Below are 25836 nucleotides of genomic sequence, written 5' to 3' on the forward strand. Positions count from 1 at the left end.
AGCAGAAGGGTTTTCCTCAGGCGACGCTGAGCAGCCGGTATAACCCGATCAGCCCGACCACGACGATGACGCCGCGCAGCGCGTTGCCGGACAACCGGCGCCCGTAGCGCGCCCCGACGAAACCCCCGAGCAGGGAACCGGCCGCGATCAGCCCGGCGACCGGCCAGCTGATCCGGTCGCAGGCCACCGTCGTATAGGCAATGGCGGCAACCACATTCACCACCAGCGTCATCAGGTTCTTGGCCGCGTTCATCCGCTGGACCGATTCGGGCAGCAGCGCCCCCATCAGTCCGACCAGCAAAATGCCCTGCGCGGCGGTGAAGTAGCCGCCGTAGACGCCGACCGCGAACGTGCCGGCCACCAGCACGGCCATCCGCGCGGGGCTGACGTGCTCCGGGGAGCGCCCCGCCGCCTCGGCGCGCCGGCCCGTCCACGCCTGGATCGCCGGGCCGGCCACGACCAGCGCCAGGGCCAGGACCAGCAGGACCGGCACGACCTCGGCGAACACCTTCTCGGGCAGATGCAGCAGCAGGTAGGCGCCCAGCACCGCGCCGGCCAGCGACGCCGGGATCTGCCAGCGCAGCCGGGCCCATTGGCCGCTCAGTTCGGCGCGGTAGCCCCAGGTGCCCGAGACGCTGCCCGCCACCAGGCCGGTCGCGTTCGACATGGTCGCCGTGACGGGCGGGTACCCGAGCGCGACGAGGGTCGGGAAGGTGATCAGGGTGCCCGAGCCGACCAGCGCGTTGATGACGCCGGCGCCGAACCCGGCCAGGGCGATCAGAATCATGTGGGAGGGCGTCACCGACGGAAAACATTAGCCTGCCCCCCGTCTCGGCCCGAAGCTGGGCCCGTCAGGCGGGAGGCGCTTCGGAGCCCCTGTCCACGCCGGTGCGCAGCTTGACCGAGGCCGAGTAGGCGAGCGTGCGGAAATGCAGCACCGGGTCGTCGGAGGGCTCGATGCCGTCGGTGACCCGCATCGGGTCGAACACGACGATGTCGCCGCCGTGTTCGCGCCCGGTCTCCGGCCCGGTGATCTCCACGACGCCCACGGTGACGAACTGCGTGCTCTGCCAGGGCGCCGACGGGTCGACGGTCGAATCCGTCGGCCCGGCGACCTGAACGCGGTAGTCGAACCGCACCGGCCCGTCGGCGAGGCGGGCCGCGAGCTCCTCGGTGAGGAAGTCGGGGCCCTCGTCCGCGGCGGCCTTCGCGGACAGGTAGTTCTCGGGCGCGGCCGGGACCATGTGATAGCGAACGAATCTGGCGCTGCCGTCGTCGGCCACCCAGCGGAAGGCGTGCAGTCCGTGGTATTCCGTGGCGGCGTAGCTGGCCGGCACCCGGTTGGCGTCGCGCAACACGGGCAGCGCACCGAACAGGCGGGGGTGGGTGACGAGGTATCTGGCCATGCGCAGCGGCGTGGTCAGGCCGGGACGCATCGCCTTGAGCAGGTCGATGAACCCGTCGGGGCTGCTCGAGACGAACAGCCGCGCGGTCTGCGCCGAGACGTCGGTGGTCTTTCCGTCGGGCAACGTGAACTTGACCGCCATGCCGCGCACCCCCGGCAGTCCGTCGCGCTGCGCGGGGTTGCCCGATCCGTTCGAGAATCGGACCAGCGCCGGCACCGCGGAACCGCCGAGATGCTTTGCGCGCGAGAGCCTTACGGCGTCAGGGCTGGCCGTGAACGTGCCGCGGTACAGCGTGCCTTTGGCGTGCAGCGCCCGACAGTGTGGCTGTGCTCCCCCGGCGCCCCGGATGGCCGCGATGGCGTCGTCAGGAGTGATCATGCGCGAATCTTAAGTCCCTACTCGGGAAAGCCGAAGAGTTTGACCACGCCGTGGTCGCGCCCGGCGGTATAGCCGCCGTCGACGGCGATGGCCTGGCCGCTGACGAAAGCGGCGTCGGGCGACAGCAGGAAGGCCGCCATGGCGGCGACCTCCTCGGAAGTGCCGAGCCGTTGCAGGGCGTGTTCCTCGGTGATCGAGGCCAGCGGGCCCTCCATGCCCGGCATCCCGAAGACGCTTCGGGCCATTGGTGTGTCGATGAAGCCGGGGCAGATGGCGTTCGCCCGGATGCCGCTGGGCCCGTAGTCGAGGGCGATGTTCTTGGTGAGCAGCACGACGCCGCCCTTGGCCGCGTTGTACGCGCTGCCGCCCGCGGTGCCCTCCAGGCCCTCGACGCTGGCGACGGTGACCAGCGATCCCCGCTCCCCGTCGACGCGGGGCTGCTCGATCATCTTGGCGAGCGCCGCCTTGGCCACCAGAAAGGTACCGGTGAGGTTGATGCCGATCACGCGCTCCCACTCGGTCCGGTCGAGCAGGTGCACGGGGCCGCCCCCGGCGACCCCGGCGGCGTGGAAAACCCCGTCGAGGCGGCCGGGTACGGCGGCCATGACGGCGGCGACCGCCGCCTCGTCGGTCACATCCGCGGTGACGTAGTGGAACTCTGGGCCCAGGTCCGGAGGGCCGGCTATGTCGGCGCCGACCACGGTGCCGCCCTCGCCGAGCAGGCGCCGGGCGGTGGCCAGGCCGATCCCCGACGCGGCGCCCGTGACGAGGAAGGTGCGCGAACGGGCACGACCGGCGCTGACCATGTCAGTCATGTTGGCACACCGAATCGGTGTTTTTGCCATCTGCGCATACTCGATGCCCTCAGGGCACACTCGGTAGGGGACAGCTCACACCAGCGGAGGGGTTATGCCACCAGCCGACGCCACGGCCAGCACGACGGAGACACTCGCCGGATTCGTCGAACGGCACGCGCGACACCGGCCCGGCGATGTCGCGATCCGCTTCGGCGACCGGCAGTGGTCCTGGGCCGACTGGGCGGCGCGGATCCGTCGGGCGGCCGGCGCCCTGCGCGATGCCGGCGTACAGCGCGGCCACTGCGTGGCGGTCCTGGACAAGAACCACCCGGCCTGCCTGGAGATCCTGTTCGCCGCCGCGTCGATCGGCGCCGTGACCACCGTGGTCAACTGGCGCGTGGTCGGCGACGAGATCGTGCACGTCCTCAACGACAGCGGCGCGCGCATGTTGTTCGTCGGTGACGAGCTGCGCCCCGTCGTCGAGGCGGCCGCGGGGCAGGCACCGGACCTGGGACGGGTGGTCGTGGTGGGCGGCGGCGACGACGAGTACGAAGCACTGCTCGCCGCAGCGTCGCCCGAGCAGGTCGACGCGGCGGTCGACGAAGCCTCGACCGCGCTGGTGATCTACAGCTCCGGAACCACCGGGCGGCCCAAAGGCGTGTTGCTCAGCCAGCGTGCGCTGGTCAACCACGCGGCGAACCTGGCGGCGGCCTTCCCCTTCGGCGAAGGGGATGCGAATCTCGTCGCGATGCCCCTGTTCCACGTCGGCGGAATCGGCTACGCGCTCTTCGGGATTCGCGCCGGGGTACCGACGATCATGACGCGCGAACCGGACGCCGCCGGCCTGATCGGGGCGGTGCAGGCCGGCGCCACCCACGCGTTCTTCGTGCCGCCGGTGATCGCCCGGTTCCTCGACGCCGGCCAGGCCGCGAGCGCGACGATCTCGGCGCTGCGCTACATCGTCTACGGAGCCGCCCCCATGCCGTTGCCCCTGCTGCACCGGGCTCTCGAGACCTGGCCCGCGACGCAATTCGTCCAGGTGTACGGACAGACCGAGTTGTGCGGGGCGGTCACCGCCCTCAGCGACGCCGACCATCGCGATCCGGCACGGCCCGGCCTGCAGCTGTCTGCCGGAAAAGCGATGTTGGGCACCGAGATTCGCGTCGTCGACCCCGAGACGGGCGATCCCCTTCCGGCCGGCGCGCCGGGCGAGATCTGGGTGCGGAGCAACCAGAACATGAGCGGGTATCTGAATCGGCCCGATGCGACGGCCGAGACGATCACCGCCGACGACTGGGTGCGCACCGGCGATGTCGGCCGACTCGACGCCGACGGCTACGTCTACATCGAGGACCGCCTCAAGGACATGATCATCACCGGCGGCGAGAACGTGTACGGGCCGGAGGTGGAAAGCGTCCTCCTGGACCACCCCGCGATCGCCGACGCCGCGGTCATCGGAGTGCCCGACGACTTCTGGGGCGAGTCCGTCAAGGCGATAGTCGTGGCCGCCGCCCCGGTGGACCCCGAGCAGGTCATCGGGTTCTGCCGCCAACGTCTCGCGGGCTACAAATGCCCGCGCACCGTGGAGCTGGTCGCGTCGCTCCCCCGCAACGCCAGCGGCAAGATTCTGAAAAGTGCTTTGCGCGAACCGTATTGGCGCGGCCGAGCGAGGGGGATATGAGCGCCGACCCGGACGACGAGGGCCGCTGGATGGCGTTGGCCGTGGGAGCGGACGGCTGCATGAGGCGAGCCGGAAGCCGGCGCCCGCCGTCCGCCGTGGCGCTACGGGAGGATCACACGTACGACAGCATGGCCGACGCGGTGGTCGCCGTCGCGTCGGCGAGCACGTCATTCAGCTTCGTCTGCAGCGCGGTGGTGGCTTCGCCGACCGGCTTCTCGCAGAACCTGCAGCGCGGCGTGAACCGGGGCTGGTCTTGTTCGTCCGGCCAGAATCGGCGCGGGCCCACGACGGCGCCCGGGTCGTACTGGACGGACTGGTGCGGGGCGTCCCGGAGGAGTCTGCCGACGGGGTGGCCCTGCGGGCACTCGAGCTTGAGCATCCCGACGCCTTCTTGATTGGCTGCCATGGTTCACCGTTCTGTGTGCGGGTGTCGGGGTTTCCCCGAGCGTCGCTCCCCGGACCATTGTGACCCCTGGTTGCGCCCGGGCGTCAACGGTCCCGCGGCCCCGTCCGCGCGTCGGCCACCATGCCGCGGTGCAGCACCCGCTGCCCCACGACTCCGTCGTGGTCCGCTTTGTGCATCACAACGCGGTTGTCCCACATCACCACGTCACCCGGCGACCACCTGTGGCGAAGCACGTTGCGCGCGCGTGTGCAGTGCGCGACGAGGGCGGCGACAAGCTGGTCGCCATCTGCTCGGGAGAGCCCGCTGACGGCGGCGCACCGCTCGGGGGTCGACAGGTAGAGCGCGGTACGCCCGGAAACCGGGTGGGTGACTGCCACCGGGTGCTCGGCCGACTTCTCGGCGGCGTCGCCGAGTTCGAGGCCGGTGACCACGTGGGTGATCGTGCGCCGGCGCAAGTCCGCGCGCAGCGCCTCCGGCAGCGCGTCGTAGGCGGCGTACTGGTTGGTGAACAGCGTGTCGCCGCCGCGCGAAGGCACCGTGACCGCCCGCAGCGCCGTGTAGCACGGGGGACGCCGCACGTAGGTGGTGTCCGCGTGGAACGCCGACTTCGGTGGCGTGTCTCGCCCGACGTTGGTGACGACGTTCAACTTCGGGTGCCCGGGCACGGGCGTTTCCCCCATCGTGAAGACCAGGTCGCCGAAAAGGCGGAGGAAGTAAGCGAATTCGGTGTCGTCCGGCCACTGCCCCGGCATGATCAACACCCCGTGCGCGGCGAGCAGGGTCCGCAGGGCGTCGACGACCAGTTCGTCGGCGGCGCCGATCCGGAAGCCACGCACGACCGCACCGACGGGCGCCAGCGGCGCGACGTCGAGGGTCATGCCGGCGTGATTCCCGCGTGCGCGCAGACAGCAGAAAACAACTCGGGCACGGGCAGACCCGCCGCGGCGGCCATCGTCGCGACGACGCTGCACGGGGCGAACGAACAATAAGGGCTCGCCTCGAGGAACCACGGCGCGCCCTCCGGGTCGATCCGGAAGTCGAACAAGCCGTAGTGCCGGCAGCCCAGTGCCCGGTAGCAGGCGCGCGCCGCCCGCCAGGTCGGCGCGGTGATCGGGTCGCCGGGCGCAACGATCCACGCCCGGTCGGCACGCTTGGCGGCCAGAGCCAGATCGCCGCCACCGGTGCGGGTCAACTTGTCGGCAGCCCGGCGAATCGGCGCGACATCCTGGTCGACGGCATACTCTTCCAGCGGCAGGCAGACCAGGTCACCGCGTTGTTCGAGGACGGCGCAGCGCACCTCTCGGCCCAGCGGGACATAGCGTTCGACCAGCACGTCGGCCCCGAACTCGGCCGCCGTCGCCAGCGCCGCGTCCAGGCCGTCGGGGTCCTCGACCAGCGTCAGCCCCGCCGAGTTGTCGGCGCCGGCGGGTTTGACCACCACCGGCGTCCGCAGCGTGACGTCTCGCGCGCGCCGGACCACCTCGCCGGCGGGCACCCGCACCCCGGCGGCGGCGACGATCGACCGGGCGACCGGCTTGTCCGCGGCGTTGGCCATCACCTGTGGGGTGTTGCCCACATAGCGCAACCCCGCAGCTTCGAGCAGCCCGCGGTACGCCGTCATCCCGGGACGGCAGAACATCTGCGGCAGGACGACGTCGATGCCCAGGGCGTCGATGTGCTGCAACGCTGCTGCCGCCGACATCGAATGCCCACCGGCGTGCGGGGCGTCCGCGCTGCACGGGAAGCGCCACGACCGGTCGGGGTAGACGACGGCCATGTGCATGCGGTGATGGTCCTTCAGCGCGGCCGCACACTCGCGGGCATACAACAGCGAGAGCTCGACGTGGAAGTCGTCGACCGCGGAACCGGCGAGTTGCAGAACCGTCAGCGGCACGTCAGTCTCCGCCTGTTGCAACGAGTTTGCCGATGTTGAAGTCGATCCGGCTCCACCCTTTGCGGCGACGCAGGCTGGCGAGCAGCAGCGCAGGGATCTGCAGGTGGTGCACCATCAGGTAGGGCAGCGGATCCCACCAGGCGAAAATGGCGTCGCGCCCCCGCGCGATCGTCGCCAGGCGGCGACGGCGACCCGGCTGCGTCAGGAGCCGCCACAACTCGTGGTAGATCCAGTACGTGGGCCGCGCCCGCGGTCGAGGCGTGAGCTGAGGGTGTCCGTCATGCAGGTAGGCCGCCGCCACGTGCGGGTGGTCGTGGAACATCGTGATCGCCGAGTGTGTGCGCGGATTGCACTCGATGGCGTACGGGTGACCGTCGGCGCCTTCCACGAAGTCGAAGGACACCTGCCCTGTCACGCGCAGCCGGGCGACGAAATCCTGTACCCAGCGCTTGATTTCGGGCTTGTCGGCATGCCGGTAGTTGACCTGGAAGGCCGACGAGGCGCAACAGCCGTACACGGTGATCTGACCGTCGCGCACGGTGCTGTGGGTGCAGTACTCCTGACCGTCGACGAATTCCTGGAGGAGCCACGGATCGCGTTCCGAGATGCCGAGGGAACGCGCGTATTCGGAGTTGAACTCGGGGGTGTCGGCGGCCAACCGCGGCAGGTGGGTGCGGCCCACCGGGTTGTAGGCGATGCGCTTGAGGATGTAGCCGCGCCCCGGTGGGAAGTCGAAATCCTGCACCTGCCGCGCATCGGTGATGCGCACCGAGTGCGGCACCTGCAGACCCATAGATTTTGCCAGGCAAGCGAATTCGGCCTTGTCGTCGAGTGCGGCGACCAGCTCGGGACCGGCGTGCAGCACCTCGCAGACATCATCGAGGACAGCCTTGGCGTGGGCGTCGGCCACACTGGCGGCGGGGCTCGAGACGGGCACGAAGACGTCCACGCACTCCCACCGGACCACCTCGAGGAGCGCCGCGGCGTAGCCCGGGTCGCCGGGGTCGGGAACGCAGTGAAACGCATCGACCGCTCGCGAGAACCGGTGTCCGGTAAAGCGGTACCGGGTGGACTCCACCAGCACCACGCGATGCCCGGCAAGGTGGAACGACCGGGCCAGCAGCAGCGCCTTGGTCATCTTCCCCCCGCTGAGCATGATCGTGCGCCGCCTTGACGACTTCGGCCAGGCGGGCTCTGGCGCTCGCCGCAGCAGCGCCAGGCCCACCAGGCAGAGGTCGAACGGCAGCGTCACGGCCAGGGCGGCGAGGGCCGCCATCGTGCGCAGCTGCGCACCCCGCCGCCCGTGGGGTTCCCACAGACCGGCCACCCGGTCGGTCGCGCCGGCCGCGGCTGCCCCGAGCACCCCATCAGCCACGCGCGCCCACTTCGACCTCCGCGGTGAAGGCGTCGAGGCCGTCGCCGCCCCGCGGATAGTCGATGCACAGTTTCTTGTGCGCGGTCAGCGTGTCGGACAGCTCCTCGAGCGACACGTCGTTGAGGAACCGGCAGGCCCCGATCGGGTCGGGCACCGCGGCCCTCAGCAGGCCGTCGCGGGTGCGCAGGATCGCCGCCGTCGCCTGCTCGAGAAGCTCGGGGGTGAGGAAGTCCGAGTCCAACGCGAGGCCCAGCGCACTCATGACGTCGAGGATCCGGTCGCGGTCGGCGGCCGTCAGATACCCGCGCCGTTCGGCGAGGGTGACCGAAAGCGCCATGTCGATGTTGATCGCATGGCCGTGGAAGAACGGCGTCGGCGGTGCCAGCTCCAGCGTCGGACTCCACGTGTGGCCGAAGGCGATCACCCGGTCGAGGTCCATCTCGTGCAGATTCGGCGCTTCGAGTTCGAGCATGGTGGCGATGGCCTGATGGGTCAGTCGCCTCGACAGCGAACGCAGCTCGGGATCGTCGCGCAGATAACCGAACCGGGTCGCCAGCAGGTCGGGGCCGTAGATCTCGATCAGGTCGAAGATCTCGGCGTTGCCCACCACCGCGATCTTGATCAACTCGGCGATACCGTTGCGCACCTGCGCCTCTGGGAGCGTCTTGAGGAAGGAGAAGTCCAACAGCACCTGCTGGGAGGCGTGGTAGGCGCCCAGCCGATTCTTGTGCTTGCCGTGGTTGACGGCGACCTTGATCGACACGCTGGCGTCGATCAGACCGATCAAAGTCGTCGGAATCCTGACGTACGGCGTGTTGCGCCGGTAGCTCGCGCAGGCGAATCCGGCCACGTCGGTGGTCAATCCACCGCCGACCACCAGCACGGGCTCGGTGCGCACCAAGCCGAACGCGTCGAACTCGGTGACGATGCGCTCGAAGGTGGCCAACGACTTGGCCGTCTCGTGGATGCCGACGGGGACCACCGTCAGGGCGATCTTGTGACGCGCGAAGTAGTGCCGCACCGCCCGCCCGTAAAGGGCGTAGACCACTTCGTCGATCACCATCAGCGCGCGGCCGTAACGTCGGTAGATGTCGGCCAGCTCGGGACGCCCGGGGTCGAACACGCCGTCGACGTAGGTCAGGTCGTACTCGATGCGTTCGTATCCTTCGACGTGAAATCCGTTGTCACCGACGGCGACCCGAGTACGAGCGTGGCTCATCGAGCGTCTCCTTCCAGGTTCTGGTCGCTCGCGGCCAACTCCGCGACGCGTGCCGCGTCGAGCTCGTCGGCAACTTCCGTCGCGCCGTCGAACCGTGACCCGGCGGTGTTCTCGTTGGGAAACGCGATGCATCGCAGGCCTGCCGCGGTGGCCGCGCGCACACCCCCGACGTTGTCCTCGATCGCGACGGCACTGCCGGCGGTCACGCCCAGCCGGTCGAGTGCCAACCGATACGACGACGGGTCGGGTTTCGGGTCGGCGACGTCGTCGGCGTCGACGACCACATCGAAGGTGCCGGGGGAAATGTGGGGCGAGAGGGAGTCGAGCAGCGCGCTGACGTTGGCCTTCGAGGTGGTCGTCACCAGGCCGAGGTGAAAATTCTCCCGCTTGGCGTGCTCGATCGTGGCCAGGACGCCGGGTCGCGGCATCAGCGGGCGGTCCCTCAACAGTCCCTGGAAGATGCGCGATTTCGTCGCATGCACGGCCCCGGCGTCGACGTCGGCACCACGATTGGCGGCGTAATCGGCGATGCGTCGCGCACCGCCGCTTGACCCCAGCATCGACCGGTAGTCCTCCCGGGTCCACGACCAGTCCAGACCGTGCTCGGCGAAAGCATCGTTGAATGCCTGTCGTTGCAGTTCGGACGTGTCGGCCAGGGTGCTGAGCGAGCCGAATAAGACAGCAGACATGGATTCCTCTCTCGACCGGACACCGCGTCGGTCGATCAGGTGGTGCGCATGATGGGTACACACGGCCCCCGCAGGGGCGTGGCGGACGCCTGGGTCTCGACGTCGATTGATTGAAAAAGTCCAGACAGCCCGATACTGGACATAAAGTTCATTAGTACACACATTTGCCCCTAATGCAAAGTGTGTTCATCACACAAGTTGGGACGCGTCGGACCGACGGGAGGTGAAGTGCCGTTTTGCCGGCCCGCCTAGCTGTAGCCGGCGACCCCGGCCAGTTCGCGTGCCACCGCGTCGAAGGCGTGCAACGTGGCCCACAGCAGCTGCGGGTCCCCCGCGTCCGGCTGGGTGGACAACTTGGCCGCGACCAACTCCGCGGCGCGGTTGACGTAGATCATCTGACCGCACATGCCCTGGCACAGCACGACATTGCTGCCCGGGTAGGGAAACCACACCTGGTTGCGGTACATCCCGCCCGGCATGTCGGTGTCGACGGGGCTGGCGGCGAACGCCTGACGCGAATCGGGGCCGCCCTCGAGCGTGTCGGCGACCCACGACGCCGGCACCACCTGCCGGCCGGCCAACGAGACGCCGTCATGCAGGAACAGCGAGCCGAACCGGATCATGTCGGTCAGGCAGGCGTTGATGCCGCCGTCGAAGAATCCGGTGCCTTCAGAGTCGACCCCGATGGTGGCGTCGCATTGGGCCCCGATGCGGCTCCACAGCAACTCCGACATCAATTCGGGCATTCGCCGCGCGGCCGCCGCCTCGCAGATCCAGCCGAGGACGTCGGTCTCGCAGGATCGGTATTCGAACGGACCGCCGTGCGCCGACTTCCGCCGCAGGGTCAGCAGGAAGTCGCGCAGCGTGGCGGGGACGTCGGCGCTGGTCCGCGGAGCCCATCCCATCGCCTGGTCGAGGACGTGTATCTGCGCGGTGGGGTGAAGGTAATCGTCGGAGAAGTCGATACCCGACCGCATGTCGAGCAGGTTGCGCACGGTCGCACCGGCGTAGCCGCAATTCGCCAGGGCGGGAACGTAGGTCGTCACCGCAGCGTCCAGCTCGATCGCACCGGCCCCGTGCAGCGCGCCCACGACGGCGGCCACCAGCGACTTACTCACCGAGAACAGCAGGTGGCGGGTGTGGGCGCCCATGGCGTCGAGATACTCCTCGGCCACCAACGCACCGCGGTGGGCGACGGCCCACCCGTCGGTGGCGGTGCGGGCCATCACCGCGCCGACGGTGGTGGCCACCGAGTCGGGCGTGGTCAGGGCGATGTCGGCGATCGGAGCCCTGGCTGCGGGCAGCTCGGCTACCGGTCCGGCGCCGCGCGGGATCACCGCCGTCGGCACGACGTGTTCGACGTTCTGCAACGACCACCGCGCATATGGCTCGGAGAGCCAGTTTTCCAGCGATATACCCGCCGGGCGGCCGCTCACGCGCGCGCGACGAGCCGTGAGACGATCGGCGCGGCCGGCGTCAGGGGCGTCGAGACGAACTTCGCCTTCATGCCCTTGACCCAGCGCCGGCAGCGCTCGCTGAGCTGATAGTCGTCGGTCTGCAAGTGTGAGCGGGTGACGAGCACGCCGAGCTGGGCGCCCTCGGAGCGCAGGTCGCCGGGGGCCGCGACGCGCATGTAGAAGGCCTCGGACCCGTCGAGCAATGTGGCCCAGTCGTTGGCGGGCCGTGCAAAAGAGACGCGGCCGTCGTCGTCGATGCGCCACACACCGGTGCGTGGCGTCGCGGTGAAGATCTCGAGGTCCGGCGACGTCTCAGTGATGACCACCTGGCCCCAGACCTCGTCCTCGCCGTAGCCGCGCTCCCAGCGCTCGTTGATCTCGTCGATGTCGAGCTCGTAGTCCACGTCCATGTACTCGAGCAGGTGGAAGAGGAACAGCGGCATGTCGGCGTAGGCCTCGGTGGTCAGGTTCGTCATCGGGCTGGCGCCGGACAGGCGCGGATTCACCTCGCCGAGATACAGCTCGTCGGAGTCGAGGTCGTGCAGAAGGTCCACCTCGAAGTAGCCGCGGTAACCCTCTCGGCGCATGACGTCGCCCAGCTTTCCCACCATTTGCCGCGCGGCGTGCGTCTGGGCGGGCGGGAGCACCTCGCGCCAGATGTCGTTGCCGCACCAGCTGCCCCGGTGCGGCGTCAACTCGGAATAGCCGACGAGGCTCGTCATCGCGGGACCGATCACGGTGCCGTGCCGGGTCACGGCGCCCTCGAGGCACACCTCGACGTTGCGGATGCGCTTCATCACCTTGAGGTCTTGGCCGACCAGGTTACCGGCGTACTTGTCCCAGTCGGCCTGCCCGTGCACGAAGAACGTCCCGCTGCCGGCGTTGCCGTAAGCGATCGAGATGACCAGGTCGTCTCCCAAGCCGCTGTGTTGTGCGAGCGCCAGCAGTTCGTCGTAGGAGCCGGCCCGCCCGATCGTGTTGGGCACGCTCGGCACACCCGCCTCGTCGGCCAGGCGCGTCATGACGATCTTGGAGCCCAGGCGCTGGCGCAGTTCGATCGGCGGGTGCATGATCTCGAGGCCGGCCTGGCGCGCCAGGCCCTGGATCTCCTCGTTGAGCATCACGAAGCAGACCTTGCCACCAGGGCCTTTGCCCGCGATGAAGTCGAGCGTCTCGGGGTCCGACAACAGGTGGCTGCACACCTCGTCCATCGAGTCGAAATCGCGGCGGTCGCGTCGCCGGGGCACGAACACGCGCGAGTGGGTGCCCTCGAAAGAGTCAAAGTAGGTCAGGTAGAAGAAGTTTCGTATCCAGCGGTCAACGCCCAGCAGGTTGAACGGCGTCGGCGAGATGAAATACAGCGGAACGGTGTTGGTGTGGAAGAACGCGCGGATCTCCGACAGGCCGTTCAGCTTGCGGCGCGGCTCTGCGGCGGTCACCGGCTCACCCGCCTCGGTGGCTCGGTCGATGCGACGGCGGTGAGCTCACGGACCTCCATTTCTCAAGTGTGCACCAGCCCCCGAGCGCGCGTAAGGCCCGGCCGTATCGGCGCTCGCCGGGCAATTGCGTGATCCCCGGCGGATCCTGGGGCAAATTCCGTTGACCCACAGTAATTTTCGATCGTGTCGGTCCACCCGGGCAGTCGCCGATCGGGCAATTGACTCAGCCCACCCGCCACCGAAAATTTGCGAGAGCCGGGAATTCCTCGATCGGCCCGGCTAGCATTTGGTTGCCGGCCCGGGGGTTGCCGCACCGTCGTGGATGGGAACCGCCGATGTCTTCGTACGTGATCGCAGCACCCGAGGCTATCGCCGCGGCGTCGCTGGATTTGGCCGGCATCGGCGAGGCGATCAAGGAGGCCGCCGCCGCGTGGGCGCCCTCGACCACCAGGATTGCCCCGGCTGCCGGCGACGAGGTGTCGGTGGCCGTCGCCCGCTTCTTCGGCAGCTATGCCCGGCAGATTCAGGCGCTCAGCGCGCAGATGACGCTGTCTCACGCCGAATTCGTGCGCGCGTTGAGCGGGTCAGGGACCGCGTACACGGCCACCGAGGCCGCGAACGTGTCACCGCTGCAGACGCTGCTGTCGGGTAGCGGGGTCGGGACCGGGGGCGCCGCCGCGTCGGCCGCTGCCACCAACGGGGTGACCGGGGTCAGGGTGGGATTCTCCTTGCTCGAGATTCCGGTCGGCCCGTTCTCCGTCTTCGGGTATCAGATCGGTCCGTTCAATTTCCCCGCCCCCGCACACTGGTATTTCCCAACCCAGGCGAACGGCTCAGTACAGGCCAACGGTGTCATCTACCTCCAACACGGCTTCGGGGCGACCGGGTGGTTCTACCAGCCGCTCGCGATGCAGCTGGCGCAGCAGACCGACAGCGTGGTGGTCGTGCCCACCCTTCCGTCGATTCCTCTGCCGTTCGGTCTGTGGCTCAACGGGACGGGATTGCAGCAAGGTGTGGCGTCGCTGTTCCTCGGCAGTGAGCCGGCGCTGAACATGAGCGCGCACCAGGCGGGTCTGCAGGGCACGCTGCCGCTCGATTTCATCATGACGGGGCACTCCGCCGGCGGTGGCCTGGCCACGATCGCCGCAGGCGACTACATCGCCGACATCGGAGCCAATGCCGCCAGCAACCACCTTCTCGGTGTGGTGATGTTCGACGGGGTCGCCTCGAATTCCTCGGCCTTCGCGACGTCGATCGCCAACCTGCAGGCGCTGCACATCCCCGACTATGTGGTCGCAGCGGCGCCCCAACCGTGGAACGCGTTCGGTGCCACCACCAACGAACTCATCAGCCTCTACCCGGGGCAGTTCGTCGGGGTCGAGCTGGTCAACGGATCCCACGTGGACTCGATGCTGGGCAGGACTCCGCTGACCGACTTCATCCTCCAGTTGGTGACCCGGTTCTCGCCGCCCGGCAACACCGCGGCGGTCTACACGCTGTCCTCGGGCTGGATCAACGACATCTACGCCGGCGCGGGCCCGACCAACCCGATGTACGGCATCTACGGCCCCACCGGCGGGTACCTGCCCCCCGGCGGTCAGCAGATCGTCCTGGGCCCGGCCACCGGGATCGTGCTCGGATAGTTCGCGGGACCTGGCCGGCGCTACTGGCCGCGGACGGACTCGAGTCGCCGGCTCACCCGCGCCAACGCCTCGTCGAAGACCTCCACCTTCTCGACGCGTCGCTCGTTGGCCGGCTGGGCGGCCCCGCGCGCACCCTCGGCCTCCACCCGCGCCGCGCCCCGGCGCCGCAGCAGGCTGAAGTTCTTCTCGCGCGCGGTCCGCAGCCGGCCCTGCAGATCCTTCAGCTGACTTTCGTCCATGCGCTCCAGGGCGGCGGGGTGACTCTCGCCGATCAACGAACTTTCCTGCTGGGTCAGGTTCACCTGGTGGTTGCTCACCGTAGATTCATAGCCTGTGCCGGTCGCACCGGCGCGCCGAATTGCCCGACCGCTCACCGAACCTTCACGTCAGGACCATCTCGAGTTCAACCCGATCCCCCGATCGACATTCCTGGGCCGACGACGTTCCTAACCCGGCGACCGATTCAGCCCTGTGACGTCTCGGAAAGCGTCGACGAGCGGCGAGAGCACCTCGACGGCCCGGTCGCCGCGCTCGGGCACCGCGATGGTGAACCTGACATCGGTGACGCCCACGGCGACCAGCCCTGGGACAGGCGCGACCGACGCCTCGTAGTCGATCGACCCGCCGTCACGCTTCACGGCGCGCGCGGCGCCTTGGACCTGCAGATCGCTGGGGTCGCCGCCGTGGGCGCGCACCTTGTCCTTCATCGCCACGATCGCGGCCGGAAGGTCGGCGAACGCCGATCCCCAGGGAATCCAGCCGCTGCCGAAGCGGGCGATTCGCCGGGCGACAGCGTCGTTGACTGTTCCGCTGATCCAGCAGGGCACTCCGCCGGGTTGCACCGGCTTGGGCATCTGATGGATCGCGTCGAAGGACAATTCAGGCGAGTCGTACGAGGCGCGCTGCTCGGTCCAGAGCGTCTTGCAGACTTCGAGCGTGTGATCCAGCAGCCGCCCCCTACGAGCGAACGGCAGTCCCGCGGCGTCGTATTCCTCTCGCTGCCAGCCCACCCCGACCCCGAGGTCGATTCGGCCTCCGGAGAGCACGTCGAGCGTCGCGAGCTGCTTGGCCAGCACCGCGGGCCGCCGCAGCGCGGCCAGCAGTATCGACGTCCCGAGCCTGATGCGCTCGGTGCCGGCCGCGATCGCCGTGAGGACGATCAGCGGCTCCAGCCAGCTCCCGTCGGGCCCGGTGGGCTGGCGGCCGCCGGACGCCCCGCCCACGGAGGGATCGGCGTAGGCCTCGAGATTCTCGCCGAAAACCACGTGGTCGGAAACCACCACGCGGTCGATGCCGGCAATGTCCATGGCCTGCGCCGACGCCAGTGTTGCGGCCCAGTCATGTTGCGGACCATCGGTGAACGTCCTCAGGTACAACGAGATTTGCGGATCGCGCGCCATCATCGCCCTACCTGCCAGGATTGATCCTGCGAAGGGCAACTGCGCTCGCCGCCGACCCTCATGTGTTCGGCCATTGCCCGCAAAACGCGTGATGTGGGGCCGTCGTCACCGCTCTCTCGCATCGAGAACCGACGGAAGTCAGCCATGACGTCCCACGTCTGGTGGGCCGCAGCTGTAATCACCTCGCGCACGCTACTCGACCTCAGCACGACACTCTCAACCACGTACTGCTATGCCTTCCCGGCGGAGCTGACGCCAACCGGGCTGCGGTTGCCGCCGTCGAGCGCGAGGGACCTGCTGGCTGGGCGCCCTGACTTGGCAGGCCAGTCTGTGCTACGGATACCGACAGAGAACTGGTCGACCACCGACGACGATGTTGACCGCTCGGCCGAAGCGATAATTGCTGCCGCGCATACTGTTTCGTCACAGTGAGGCCATCAGGTGCCGCGGTTGCATTTCGTCTTTGAGGGTACGGTCAGCGCGGGCGGGCCGCCGGACGAATCTCCTTGATGGTGTTGTCCACCAAGCCCTTCGCGGCGAAACAGGCCAGGGCCGCGTCGAGGATGTCCCGTCTCCTGTCGTCTTTCGACGGAGCGATCTCTACTATTAGAGGAATTCTCGGACCCCGAGAATGGTTGGCTGCGTTCTTGATTCCTGTGCATCCGCCCCGCACGTTCGGACCCGCATTGTTCATAAACTGTGGCGATGGAAAGGTGCGAGGAATGCGGGTACGCCTACGACCTGGCTGCCGCGACACGGGCGGGCCAGGAAATCAGCGTCGGCGTCGCTGAGTTAGCCGAGTTGCTCACCGTCACCCCACCGAGGACGCTGGCGCAGCGGACCGAACCGCAGCTGTGGTCGCCGCTGGAATACGCCTGCCACGTTCGCGACGTCTTGTTTACCCAACGAGAGCGGGTGCTACTGGCGCGGCGCGCCGACGTGCCCTCGGCCGTGCCGATGGGCCGCGACGAACGCGTGGCTCACGAAGGATACGCCGAACAAGACGCGATCGAGGTCGCCGAGGAGCTGGTGGTGGCCGCACGACTGCTGGCCAACGTTTTGCGCCGGCTCGACGCGCCCGACTGGGAACTGCGGCTCATCTATAACTGGCCGCAGCGCACCGAGCGGACCCTGCGATGGGTGGCCGCCAACACGCTGCACGATGTGCGCCACCATTTGCTGGACATAAACCGCCAACTCGCGTGACGAACCAAGGACACCGCGGCGCCCCGCAGCGCTGGTTTTTGCGCCGGTAGAGCCCTACAGAATTCGCGTGGACAGGCGGCCACACTCTGCTGCGAGCCGTAATTGCTCTCGGGAACAACGGTCGCGGCTGGATTAGAATTGCGGCGCGCCATTAGCTCACGAGTCAAAAATCGGACGGACGGTGATAAGCGATGACCAGCGCAACCCACTACGAGCACGTCACACACGATCATGTGCACGGCGAAGGATGCGGCCATGTCGCGATCCCGCATGGGGATCACGTCGACTACGCGCACGACGGTCACCTTCACCGACGGCACGAGGATCACTACGACGAATGTGAGCCATCCGGCCACGCGGTACACGAAAGTCATGACCACGTCCACGGTGAAGGATGCGGCCATGTCGCGATCCCGCACCGAGATCACGTCGACTATGTGCACGACGGGTGCAGGCACGCGGCTCACGGCGAGCACTACGACGAGCACTGACGGCTACGCATTACCCCCCTGTGGTTGTGCCCGTTGATGACACGGGCATAAAGGCTCAGTCCAATCGGTAGCGGATCAGCCGGGAGCTGTTGGCTACCACCGCCACCGAGGACGCGTTGTGCAGGGATCGCGGCCTGCACCGGAGACAGCGGCGCCGCCCGCGCGCCGGTAGTACGCACTCAGACGGCAGAGGCTCTTAGTTGAGCTGCCTGAAGAGGCGCCCGAGGTCGCGGGGTGATCCCGGACCGTCGGGCGCGAGCCGCGCAGTCGAGTGTTACAGTCCCGCTACCTTAATGAAAATCTTTTCCAATAACGGGCCATGGAGAACTCCGATGACGGGTGCGCCGCTGGATTCGGAAGGACAAGCGTGCAGGCGATCCCCATCATTGCATTGACCGGCTACCTCGGCGCTGGCAAGACGAGTCTCCTCAACCACGTACTTCGTAGTCCGCAAGCGCGAATCGGCGTAGTTATCAACGACTTCGGTGAGCTCAATGTCGACGCCATGCTGGTGACCGGACAGGTTGACGAACCTGCCTCCATCGCCGGCGGCTGCATCTGCTGCTTGCCTGATGACGGCGGACTCGATGATGCGCTGAGCAAACTCGCTGATCCCCAGCTCAGACTGGACGCAATCATGGTCGAAGCCAGCGGTTTGGCCGACCCAGTTGCGATCGCCCGGATCATCCGTTTCAGCGGGGTCGATGGCGTGCGTTTCGGGGGCCTCGTCGATGTCATTGATGCCGCGTCACACTTTGACACCGTTGACGTCAGCAGTGTGGCTCCCGCCCGCTACGGTGCGGCATCGCTTGTCGTCGTCAACAAACTCGACCAATTCCCCCAACGCTGCCGTCCCGTCGCACTCGAGCGCGTCAAACATCGCGTGCGAGAAAGCAATCCACATGCGATCGTCTTGGGAGCGATCGGCGGGCAGATCGACCCCACGCTGCTTTACGACGTGGCCGCGTCCCACGACGAACCAGGCCAGCTCTCCTTGCGCGAACTATTCGTCGACACCATGACAAACGTTCCTGCGCACGGCCACAACCACGTGCATGCCGACTCAGTCACCGCGACCAGCAACGGTTGCATCGACCCAAGCGCGCTTGTCGACCTGCTCGAAGAACCGCCCGCCGGGGTGTACCGGCTCAAGGGGGCGGTGGCGGTGCAATATCGCGCATCGGTTCGGACCTATGTGGTCCATCTGGTCGGGACCTCGATTCACATTGCGAGTGCACCACTGTCGGTACCCACCAACTGCCTGGTGGCGATCGGGATCGACCTCGACCCCAACGAGGTACGTGTCCGACTCGACGCTGCGCTGCGCCCGCGGGCCGGCCCCGCACCAGCCGCCAGTGTCCGCCGGCTGCAAAGGTATCGCCGACTCAGCATCTGATACGGCTCCAATCCCCACCTGCGGTCGTCCAAAATCCGCCCAGGCGACGATCTTGGCCGTCGCACCACATTTGGGTCTGCTGCGGCCTTGCCATGGTGACATCCTTCCAGCCCGCCCACGCCGGGCAAGCCATCTCAGGTGTCACCTGTTCGTGCAGCAGACCCCTACTGCGACGGACTCGGGTGGTTCATCGGCGGGCTCATCGTGCACCGATCGCCTGCGGCAGCGCCCGTCGTTCGGATCATGTCGCTCTGTTGTGCATGGCGTAGCGCATGAGGTGCCGATACAGCCACGCCTCGCCGCCGCGGGCGTTTACGCCGTGGGCGAGGTAGAGGGTGTCCGGATCGCCGAAGACACCGAAGTCCTGTTTGACGCCCGTCGCCTGGGGGCGGGTGTCTGTTCCCGTCCACTCGATGGGTGCGGGTCCGGATCCCCTCGAGGAAGGCGCACACTTACGCCGATCTCTACGACTCCGACCTGGATCATGTGGCGGATGCGCTCGACGGGCTCGGTGGCTAACCATGGCGGGGGATAATCCAAGCCGTTGTCGATGATCGATCGAAATCCGGACAGCGGAGACGGCGGCCATGACCTGTACTGATCCGTGTGGTCCCGGCTGGGATCGAACCAGCGACCTTCCGCGTGTGAAGCGGACGCTCTTCCACTGAGCCACGGGACCGGCGCCGAGAGGCGAACGAGGTCGAAGACTAGCACGCGTCAGGCACCGTCAGTATGCCCCACCTGCGGCACCGGGCCTGCCGGTCGGGGCTCGGGACGGTTCACACCAAGAGATTTGTAAGAGCCCGCTCAGGTGGACTATCGTCGTGCTTCGCACCGGACGACGATCTCGTTCGTGGCGCGCGGATGTAGCGCAGTTGGTAGCGCATCACCTTGCCAAGGTGAGGGTCGCGGGTTCGAATCCCGTCATCCGCTCGAAGGTGCAAGAGGCATCAATCCAGCGGTGGAGTGGCCGAGTGGTGAGGCAACGGCCTGCAAAGCCGTGCACACGGGTTCGATTCCCGTCTCCACCTCCAAGTTTTTGACCCCCAGCGCGATTAGCTCAGCGGGAGAGCGCTTCCCTGACACGGAAGAGGTCACTGGTTCAATCCCAGTATCGCGCACCAGCTTTGGCGCAGGTTAGAGGCGCTTATAGAAGAGAGCCAGGGGCAGCGTGACCCAGATATGACCTGGCAATCGGCGCGCTGGCAACCTGTTTGAGAGCTAGCCACCATGGCCATCACCACAATCAACCCGTACCTCGACGTCCAGGCGCCCGCCGCCGCTGAGTTCGCCGACGGGCGGCAGCCCGACGCGCGGCCCTACCGCATGATCTTGGGGGGCAAAGCGCCTGGTAGGTGACGACGGGCTTATGTCTGCCACCCCCGCAGACCCCTAACGGCTCGGTTCCTGTCTCATGGTGCGAGCCCGACAAGGCCCGGCGGCGTGGGTGGCGCCGGCGACGGCCCCGCCGGACCGCCAACTCCGTTGCCGCGAGCGCTACCACCGCCGTTGCCGCCACCGTCGGTGCCCCCACCGCCGCCACTGCCAGCAGCGTCCCCCGGCTGAGGACCAACCGCAGGAGGCTCCTGTCGCGGTGGAGGCGGCGGCCGTTTGGGTAGAGGCGGTGGCGCGACTGGACGGGGCGTCTGGATCTGCGCCCTCGGCGGTGGTGGTGGCGCAACCTGCGGCGGGTCGGGCTGGGGTGGAACCTGCGGCGGGTCGGGCTGGGTGATATCGCCGGAGGGAATCGCTTCGATCCGCCAAGAGAGCACTTTGCCGTGCGCGTCACCGTCGGACCGGTTCGCTGCGTAGCAGCCCGACGCGAAAACACCGCCGTCCATGGAGTGTGGCATCCACGCCGCGCCGATCCGCGTTGGTGGCGCCTGGTGACGTACCCCTGCCGCTGGACCACGGATGGAAAAGCCGGCATCGTTGGTTATATACGGATCGTAAAAATGGCTTGGGCAGTAGACCTGGATTGATGTGGCGATGAATCTGACCGCGGTTCTATGGACCCGCCCGGACATTTGGCGATATTCCGGATTTTGCTCGAACATGCCCTTCATCTCTTCGTCTACGACGGCATAGACCGAGGCGCCGTGATCGAGTTCGCTACAAATCTCATGGGCTCGGGCGACAAGAGCAGGCAAGTTATCGACGACGGGAATCTGATCTGCTGCGAGCTGCGTCACAAAGTAATCCTGCAGCTCCTGCTGGCTTGGGCTTGGGTCGGCGCTTGCCGCGCCAGCGCAAATAACTGCGGCAGTCAGCACCACCGAGGCGCTAGCCGTGGCGTGGGCAGGGCCGGTGATGCCGGTGCGCACAGCAGGATCCCCCGTTTCTTCGGTGTCATCTGCTCGGTGTCTAATTCAACCGGAGTGATTACGGGACGTCCATAGGTGTAGAGCTGTAGTTCGGGCCGCCCCCACGCTCCTCGGGGGCGGCCTGATTCATTTCAGTGTCGATCAGCGCGGTACAGCCGCAGGGTTCGTAGCGGTGCGGGTGCGGGCGGTTTGGGCGGGCACAGTGCCGGCACGCTTGGCAGCCGTCATCATCATGATCGCCCGCCGCATGCCCGCACAGCGCGCAGGGTCCACGCTGTAAAGTCATCCATTCTCACCAGCTATTCAGAAAGCTTTTAGCGGCCGCGCAGGTGCGCCTTCATCCCACGGAGCGGGAGTTGCGCTTGTCGAAAAAAATCCGTCCACGACGCGATATCGGAGTGCTCCTTGAGCAGAGCCCTGCGCTGGCGCTCGGTCATGCCGCCCCAGCTCGTCACATGTGACGGTAGCGGGCGCTGCTTCGCACCAGGTTCCCGCAATGTTAAAAGCTCAAAACGGACAACTTAACCCAGTTGCGGTCAGACTCAGCACAACTGGGCGTGCTTATACCGTCGCGCGGACATACGCTCCGCGCGTGCGCGACATCGAGACGATCAACTCCGAGCTGCGCCGGCTGCTGGCGATTCGGACGAATTGGGCTATGGCGCCGGACCTCCCGGCGCAGGATAGAGCCCGCTATGACTTCCCACGATGACAACCAGGGGGAATGGTGACCATCTGCGGGATTAGGTTCGCAGGATTGGTCAACGCGGGACCGGCGTCGTTGGGGACTGGCGGCCGGCATTAGGAGATGAGCCAGGTGTGGCCTCTGTACCTACTCGCCCTCGCCGAGAGCAGCCTTCGCTGCCTCGTCGTCCGGTGCCTTTACAGCAAGGACAACCCATGCTCCCACGACGCCTAAAACCAGTTCCCAAATACAGATCCAACCGATACGGCGAAGGTCGGAGTCGTCGATGTTCGGCAGCGAGCTATACAACATCGCCGAAGAGAAGCCTGCGGTAGTAACGGCGCCGCACGCGAGCCAGTGGTCATACGGCGTGATCGTCTTACCCATGACCGACCTCAGGTAGAAAATCAAGAACACGAGGACGCTCCCTAGTCCCATGCAACCCGCGACTTTGCCGCCAAGCGTCCACCTTCCACCTGGGTACAGCGCGCATAGACCGATGATTAGCGGCGCGGAGGTTTCGACCAAGCTGCGTGCGGCTCCGGCCTGCCGCAAAGGCACTTTGCCCCATCGAAGGGCGTTGACCTGAAACGCAACGAATAACAACGCCAGGATCGTCCCCGAAATCGGCGCTACTGCGGTGAAGAAGTCTTTCCAGTCTTTCCACTCTGGCTTCACCTACGTTTGACTACCACAGGTGGCCGACCGAAAAAAGGTCGGCTTGTTTGTCGCCTTCGCCGTCAAGTAGACCTCGGCGCGGTCAGTAGAACCATCGCGGCACGCTGTCTGGCGTGAGTTGTGTGTCGGATTCGGCGTTGGCGTGGCCGATTTCAGACATTGGGACGGCGGTTTCGAGCGACACCCAGTGCTTGCGGCGGCCGGGTGTGATTTTCCTCTTTGTCGATCGCGTCGTCGACTCTGCTGACCATCGAGCAGGCCCGCGAGCTGATGTCGGTTCTACGTGAGGCCATCGCCGAGGCTGGCCGGTGAGCACAATGAGTAAGCGACCTGACCAACCTCGAGCTGCTTGCCCTAATCCTGCTGTTGGAGCAGCCCGACGAGCGAGTCAACGGGCACCCCGCGCCAGTTCTGCGACTGGCCCCGAAGTGATCCGCCACGCCGTGGTTATCGCCGCATTTCTGGTGGCGGCGTTCCCGGCCCCGCCGGCCGCGCATGCTGGGCCGATTCAGTGGTGCGACCCGGCGTCATCGCTGTTCGACCCGACGATCTGTTACAGCGACAGCCACGAGCGCGGTGGCAAGAGTCGTGATCCGTTCGGCCCGGTATATGACCCCGATTACTGCGCCGCCAAGGGCGGCTAGGAACCGGATCGCCCTAGTCCACGATCCAATAGTTGATACGTGCTGTCGCTCAACGCACCCTGCTCATTTGCCTTGTACGGGCATTTGAAAGACGTCCCGCTAGATGCCGAACGATGCAAATAGCGGAGGAATGTCGGCCAACAGTAGCTGCGGAAGAAAGACCAACAGTTGAGGAAGAGTATATATAAAGATCGCAAATTCAATAAATAGAATGATTCCGAGGAAGGCGCCGATGAGCAGGAAGGGCGCGATAGATTGCACCACTGCAGCGCCCAGCATTGCCAACGACGGCGGGAGCGCCACGTTGATGGCCAGCACCAGCTGGTCGACGGCGTTCAGGCCGCTGTCCAGCAGGGGCAGACCCGTGGCGATGGCGGAATCGATGACGGGCAACAACGCCGCGGCGATGGCGTTCTCGATGTTGGCATACGAGAACGCACCGGCAGTCAAGTGCTGCACGAACTGGTCGTTAAACGCCGCTGCCTGACCGGCCAGCGCCTGATAATTCGCGGCGTGCTGGGAGAACAGGTGCGCAATACTCGCCGACACCTCATCGGCGGCTGCAGGTATCACCGAAGTCGTCCGGGCAGCCGCCACCATGTGCGCCGCGTTGACGTTTGCGCCGATACTGGCCAAGTCCGTTGCCGCCGCCGTCATCATGTCCGGGTCCGCGATCACGTACGCCATGTCTGTCCTCCAACCCGGTCGGCAGAGAAACCATCGGCCGGGCAATAAGGAAACCGTAGTCGCGCTGGGGCAGGAGCGCACTACTGCTCAGCGCAAGGCGATGGAACGGTCCGCCGCCGCCCGGCCAGCTGCCAATCCCGGCATCCGACCCGCTAACCGGCCGTTCATTGGGCCGGTGTCGCCTATCAGGGCGAGCGCCATTGCCGTCGGTTGCCTACCCAAAGCCCGCACGCGTCGGCGGCGGGTCGCTAGGCTGTCCAACCAGGGGGCTATCGGAAGGTTTGTCGTGGCCTGGGTGACGTTGAAGCGTTACCGGCTGTCGGCGCTGATCGGCCAGGGCAGAACGCGCAGGGTCGTCGTCGCGGCGGCGGCCGCCGTCGCGCTCGCCCCGTTCTCTGCGTTGGCCACCACAACCGTTGTGGCACAGGCGGCTCCGTGCGCTGGCGCCGGCCAGAACCCCATGTCGTGTGAGCACTGCCTGTTCTACGTGAACCTCTACCACACGTCGAACGTGTGCTTCAGCGAACCGGTCCGCCAGGCGCCCAGGACCACGGAGCCGCTTCCCGAACCCGTCCGCCTGCCGGAGGCGCTTCCGCCGGCTCCCCCGCCGCCCAACGCGGCTCCGGTGCCGATCCCGAGTATCAATCCGCTGGCACCGGGCACGCCGAGGAACGCCTCGCTGGTCATACCCCCGAAAGGGCTGGAAGCGTCCCCGCAAGCGGTCGCGGCCGCGCGGGCGGCACCGGCGGCTCGAGTCGATCCGAACAGGGTCGACCCGGTGCTGCAGCAGGTGGACTTCAACCACCAGGTGCAAAATGTGGTCAACGCTCACGCCGACAACGTCGACGTCGTCAAGGCCGGCAGCGCCGAGCTGGCGCGTCCCCGGCACTGGGACTACGTCGACTACGACGAGTACCGACGCCCGAGCCTGTACAACCCGCTCGGCGAGGCGATGACCTTCTGCTACTTCTACGACGGCGCCGAACGCGAAGCGTATGTGCCGGCCGGTGGCCGGATCGTGCTCGACGCCGCCGCGGTCGGGCTGGTCCCGTTCACCGCGGTCGGCGACAGCCATGTGGCGTCGGGCAGCTTCTACGGCGGGGCGTGGATACCGCCGGACGGATTCGACGGCCCGCCGCCGCCCGGCTACAACCCCCCGCCGCCCCCGCCGGTGTACCAGCACGTCTACGCCTACGTCCTGGCAGACAACCAGACGGTGGACGTCGGCCGGGTGCAAGTGGTGGGCCGCGACGACAGCCAACCCACGGGCAGCCAGGAGACGTTCCTGCTCGACGACTCCACCCTGGCGTGGGGCCAGGTCAACGACTCCGACGGCAGCGCGCAGATCACGGTGACGAAGACGCAGCCGCTGCCGGGCGTCGGGCCGACCGACAACGGCACCTTCCTGGTGGCGCTGGCCGCTCACGACGAGCACGCACAACCCGCCGAGCCCGCCCGACCCGCCCAGCCGTGGTGGCCCCAGGCGCTGGGTTACGGGTTGCTGGGGTTGGGCGCCGCGTTCGTCGCGTGGATCGTCAACCGTCGGCAGAAGACCGCCGACCCGACCAGGCCCTAGGGTCGGCGCGACGAAAACGTCTGCCGCACCGGCGCGTTCGACGCCGGTGCTCGCTCAGAACCGCAACTTGTTGAGCTGATCGTCGACCGCCAGAGCGCTCGCGGCCAGCCGGTAGGCTTCCACGGCGTCCGCGAGCACGGCGCCCGAACGGTCGAACCGCGCCCAGTCCATGACGGCCTGACAGACATCGTCGGCGAGGCTGCGCAGAATTCCGTCCCGCGGTGGATTGTCGATCGCGTTCACCGCGGCGGCGCAAAGCCAGCCCTTGAAAACGCCGTCGACGCAATCACTCTGCAGCGCAAGCTGAGCCAGCCGGACAAGCTCCCGCGCAAAGTCGCCCTCGAAATCCATCTCTTCCCTTCGCA

General features: G+C 67.2%; 25 protein-coding genes, 4 tRNA genes and 1 pseudogene. 11 read left to right on the top strand and 19 right to left on the bottom strand.

From position 1 onward, the window contains the following. Nucleotides 1-16: 16 nt before the first annotated feature. Genes G6N48_RS10300 through G6N48_RS10310 form a run of 3 tightly spaced genes read right to left on the bottom strand, consistent with a single transcriptional unit; the run spans nucleotide 17 to nucleotide 2599 of the window. Nucleotides 17-802 carry a sulfite exporter TauE/SafE family protein gene (locus tag G6N48_RS10300; protein ID WP_085268118.1) on the bottom strand — a complete coding sequence of 262 codons (786 nt, stop codon included), beginning with the start codon at nucleotides 800-802 and terminating at the stop codon, nucleotides 17-19. A 49-nt stretch (nucleotides 803-851) separates the two neighbouring features. Further along, a complete protein-coding gene (locus G6N48_RS10305) occupies nucleotides 852-1784 on the bottom strand; it encodes a catalase family peroxidase (RefSeq protein ID WP_085268119.1) in 933 nt (310 codons plus the stop codon). 17 nt (nucleotides 1785-1801) lie between these two features. After that, on the bottom strand, nucleotides 1802-2599 hold the full coding sequence (locus G6N48_RS10310) for an SDR family NAD(P)-dependent oxidoreductase (RefSeq protein ID WP_085268120.1): 798 nt from the start codon (nucleotides 2597-2599) through the stop codon (nucleotides 1802-1804). A 94-nt stretch (nucleotides 2600-2693) separates the two neighbouring features. On the opposite strand from G6N48_RS10310, the gene G6N48_RS10315 reads away from it, so the two are divergent. Next, complete coding sequence (locus tag G6N48_RS10315) at nucleotides 2694-4262, top strand: long-chain-fatty-acid--CoA ligase (protein ID WP_085268121.1); 1569 nt, start codon at nucleotides 2694-2696, stop codon at nucleotides 4260-4262. Nucleotides 4263-4374: 112 nt separating this feature from the next. Here the strand turns inward: G6N48_RS10315 and G6N48_RS10320 are convergent, their stop codons facing one another. The 8 genes from G6N48_RS10320 to G6N48_RS10355 form a co-directional block, all read right to left on the bottom strand. Beyond that, nucleotides 4375-4668 carry a hypothetical protein gene (locus G6N48_RS10320; RefSeq protein ID WP_085268122.1) on the bottom strand — a complete coding sequence of 98 codons (294 nt, stop codon included), beginning with the start codon at nucleotides 4666-4668 and terminating at the stop codon, nucleotides 4375-4377. Nucleotides 4669-4751: 83 nt separating this feature from the next. After that, on the bottom strand, nucleotides 4752-5546 hold the full coding sequence (locus G6N48_RS10325) for a TauD/TfdA dioxygenase family protein (protein ID WP_085268123.1): 795 nt from the start codon (nucleotides 5544-5546) through the stop codon (nucleotides 4752-4754). Beyond that, nucleotides 5543-6562, bottom strand: a complete 1020-nt coding sequence (locus tag G6N48_RS10330) for a D-alanine--D-alanine ligase family protein (RefSeq protein ID WP_085268124.1) — start codon at nucleotides 6560-6562, stop codon at nucleotides 5543-5545. The genes G6N48_RS10325 and G6N48_RS10330 overlap by 4 nt, the downstream gene beginning before the upstream one ends. A 1-nt stretch (nucleotide 6563) precedes the next feature. Continuing rightward, entirely contained in the window at nucleotides 6564-7937 is a 1374-nt protein-coding gene (locus tag G6N48_RS10335; protein ID WP_232066590.1) for an ATP-grasp domain-containing protein, read from the bottom strand. Next, on the bottom strand, nucleotides 7930-9156 hold the full coding sequence (locus tag G6N48_RS10340) for a sedoheptulose 7-phosphate cyclase (RefSeq protein WP_085268125.1): 1227 nt from the start codon (nucleotides 9154-9156) through the stop codon (nucleotides 7930-7932). The genes G6N48_RS10335 and G6N48_RS10340 overlap by 8 nt, the downstream gene beginning before the upstream one ends. Further along, nucleotides 9153-9845: an HAD family hydrolase gene (locus G6N48_RS10345; protein ID WP_085268126.1), complete on the bottom strand. Its 693-nt coding sequence runs from the start codon at nucleotides 9843-9845 to the stop codon at nucleotides 9153-9155. Before G6N48_RS10345 ends, G6N48_RS10340 begins: the two co-directional genes overlap by 4 nt. Nucleotides 9846-10093: 248 nt before the next feature. After that, nucleotides 10094-11281, bottom strand: a complete 1188-nt coding sequence (locus G6N48_RS10350) for a serine hydrolase domain-containing protein (protein WP_232066591.1) — start codon at nucleotides 11279-11281, stop codon at nucleotides 10094-10096. Next, nucleotides 11278-12741, bottom strand: coding sequence for a biotin carboxylase (locus G6N48_RS10355; protein ID WP_139825669.1), 1464 nt, complete (start codon nucleotides 12739-12741; stop codon nucleotides 11278-11280). Before G6N48_RS10355 ends, G6N48_RS10350 begins: the two co-directional genes overlap by 4 nt. Before the next feature lie 335 nt (nucleotides 12742-13076). Here G6N48_RS10355 and G6N48_RS10360 point away from each other — a divergent pair, with 335 nt between their 5' ends. Beyond that, a complete protein-coding gene (locus G6N48_RS10360) occupies nucleotides 13077-14384 on the top strand; it encodes a PE family protein (protein ID WP_085268128.1) in 1308 nt (435 codons plus the stop codon). A gap of 20 nt (nucleotides 14385-14404) precedes the next feature. Here the strand turns inward: G6N48_RS10360 and G6N48_RS10365 are convergent, their stop codons facing one another. Together G6N48_RS10365 and G6N48_RS10370 are read right to left on the bottom strand one after the other, a co-directional pair. After that, entirely contained in the window at nucleotides 14405-14701 is a 297-nt protein-coding gene (locus G6N48_RS10365; RefSeq protein ID WP_085268129.1) for a hypothetical protein, read from the bottom strand. A gap of 129 nt (nucleotides 14702-14830) precedes the next feature. Further along, nucleotides 14831-15787, bottom strand: a complete 957-nt coding sequence (locus G6N48_RS10370; RefSeq protein WP_085268130.1) for a TIGR03619 family F420-dependent LLM class oxidoreductase — start codon at nucleotides 15785-15787, stop codon at nucleotides 14831-14833. A gap of 702 nt (nucleotides 15788-16489) precedes the next feature. Between G6N48_RS10370 and G6N48_RS10375 the strand changes: the two genes are divergently transcribed. Both G6N48_RS10375 and G6N48_RS10380 read left to right on the top strand, forming a co-directional pair. Then, a complete protein-coding gene (locus G6N48_RS10375) occupies nucleotides 16490-16990 on the top strand; it encodes a DinB family protein (RefSeq protein WP_085268132.1) in 501 nt (166 codons plus the stop codon). A 191-nt stretch (nucleotides 16991-17181) separates the two neighbouring features. Further along, nucleotides 17182-17481, top strand: a complete 300-nt coding sequence (locus G6N48_RS10380) for a hypothetical protein (protein WP_085268133.1) — start codon at nucleotides 17182-17184, stop codon at nucleotides 17479-17481. 55 nt (nucleotides 17482-17536) lie between these two features. Here the strand turns inward: G6N48_RS10380 and G6N48_RS28895 are convergent. Beyond that, nucleotides 17537-17630: pseudogene (locus G6N48_RS28895) on the bottom strand (hypothetical protein); the annotation flags it as partial. Between the two features lie 218 nt (nucleotides 17631-17848). Here G6N48_RS28895 and G6N48_RS10385 point away from each other — a divergent pair. Continuing rightward, nucleotides 17849-18877, top strand: coding sequence for a CobW family GTP-binding protein (locus G6N48_RS10385; protein ID WP_085268134.1), 1029 nt, complete (start codon nucleotides 17849-17851; stop codon nucleotides 18875-18877). A gap of 607 nt (nucleotides 18878-19484) precedes the next feature. Here the strand turns inward: G6N48_RS10385 and G6N48_RS10390 are convergent. Then, nucleotides 19485-19556 (bottom strand) — tRNA-Val (locus G6N48_RS10390). Between the two features lie 181 nt (nucleotides 19557-19737). Between G6N48_RS10390 and G6N48_RS10395 the strand changes: the two genes are divergently transcribed. From G6N48_RS10395 to G6N48_RS28650, 4 genes are all read left to right on the top strand, one after another. Then, nucleotides 19738-19810: transfer RNA gene (locus G6N48_RS10395), tRNA-Gly, on the top strand. Nucleotides 19811-19837: 27 nt separating this feature from the next. After that, nucleotides 19838-19911: transfer RNA gene (locus G6N48_RS10400), tRNA-Cys, on the top strand. A 15-nt stretch (nucleotides 19912-19926) separates the two neighbouring features. Next, nucleotides 19927-20001, top strand: a tRNA-Val gene (locus G6N48_RS10405). Nucleotides 20002-20107: 106 nt separating this feature from the next. Further along, the gene (locus G6N48_RS28650) at nucleotides 20108-20236 is read left to right on the top strand and encodes a hypothetical protein (RefSeq protein WP_264050207.1); all 129 of its coding nucleotides are present in this window, start codon (nucleotides 20108-20110) and stop codon (nucleotides 20234-20236) included. Between the two features lie 53 nt (nucleotides 20237-20289). Here G6N48_RS28650 and G6N48_RS10410 read toward each other — a convergent pair whose 3' ends face one another. Further along, the gene (locus G6N48_RS10410; RefSeq protein ID WP_085268135.1) at nucleotides 20290-21201 is read right to left on the bottom strand and encodes a DUF732 domain-containing protein; all 912 of its coding nucleotides are present in this window, start codon (nucleotides 21199-21201) and stop codon (nucleotides 20290-20292) included. Between the two features lie 832 nt (nucleotides 21202-22033). Next, a complete protein-coding gene (locus G6N48_RS10415; RefSeq protein ID WP_085268136.1) occupies nucleotides 22034-22564 on the bottom strand; it encodes a hypothetical protein in 531 nt (176 codons plus the stop codon). Between the two features lie 443 nt (nucleotides 22565-23007). On the opposite strand from G6N48_RS10415, the gene G6N48_RS10420 reads away from it, so the two are divergent. Next, a complete protein-coding gene (locus G6N48_RS10420) occupies nucleotides 23008-23208 on the top strand; it encodes a hypothetical protein (RefSeq protein WP_161494182.1) in 201 nt (66 codons plus the stop codon). A 99-nt stretch (nucleotides 23209-23307) separates the two neighbouring features. Here G6N48_RS10420 and G6N48_RS10425 read toward each other — a convergent pair whose 3' ends face one another. Beyond that, the gene (locus tag G6N48_RS10425; protein ID WP_085268138.1) at nucleotides 23308-23895 is read right to left on the bottom strand and encodes a PE family protein; all 588 of its coding nucleotides are present in this window, start codon (nucleotides 23893-23895) and stop codon (nucleotides 23308-23310) included. A gap of 328 nt (nucleotides 23896-24223) precedes the next feature. Here G6N48_RS10425 and G6N48_RS10430 point away from each other — a divergent pair, with 328 nt between their 5' ends. Beyond that, a complete protein-coding gene (locus tag G6N48_RS10430; RefSeq protein WP_163670955.1) occupies nucleotides 24224-25471 on the top strand; it encodes a hypothetical protein in 1248 nt (415 codons plus the stop codon). 54 nt (nucleotides 25472-25525) lie between these two features. Here the strand turns inward: G6N48_RS10430 and G6N48_RS10435 are convergent, their stop codons facing one another. Next, complete coding sequence (locus G6N48_RS10435) at nucleotides 25526-25822, bottom strand: hypothetical protein (protein WP_139825929.1); 297 nt, start codon at nucleotides 25820-25822, stop codon at nucleotides 25526-25528. Between the last annotated feature and the right edge of the window lie 14 nt (nucleotides 25823-25836).

This window comes from Mycobacterium parmense, from assembly GCF_010730575.1.
GTDB lineage: Bacteria > Actinomycetota > Actinomycetes > Mycobacteriales > Mycobacteriaceae > Mycobacterium > Mycobacterium parmense.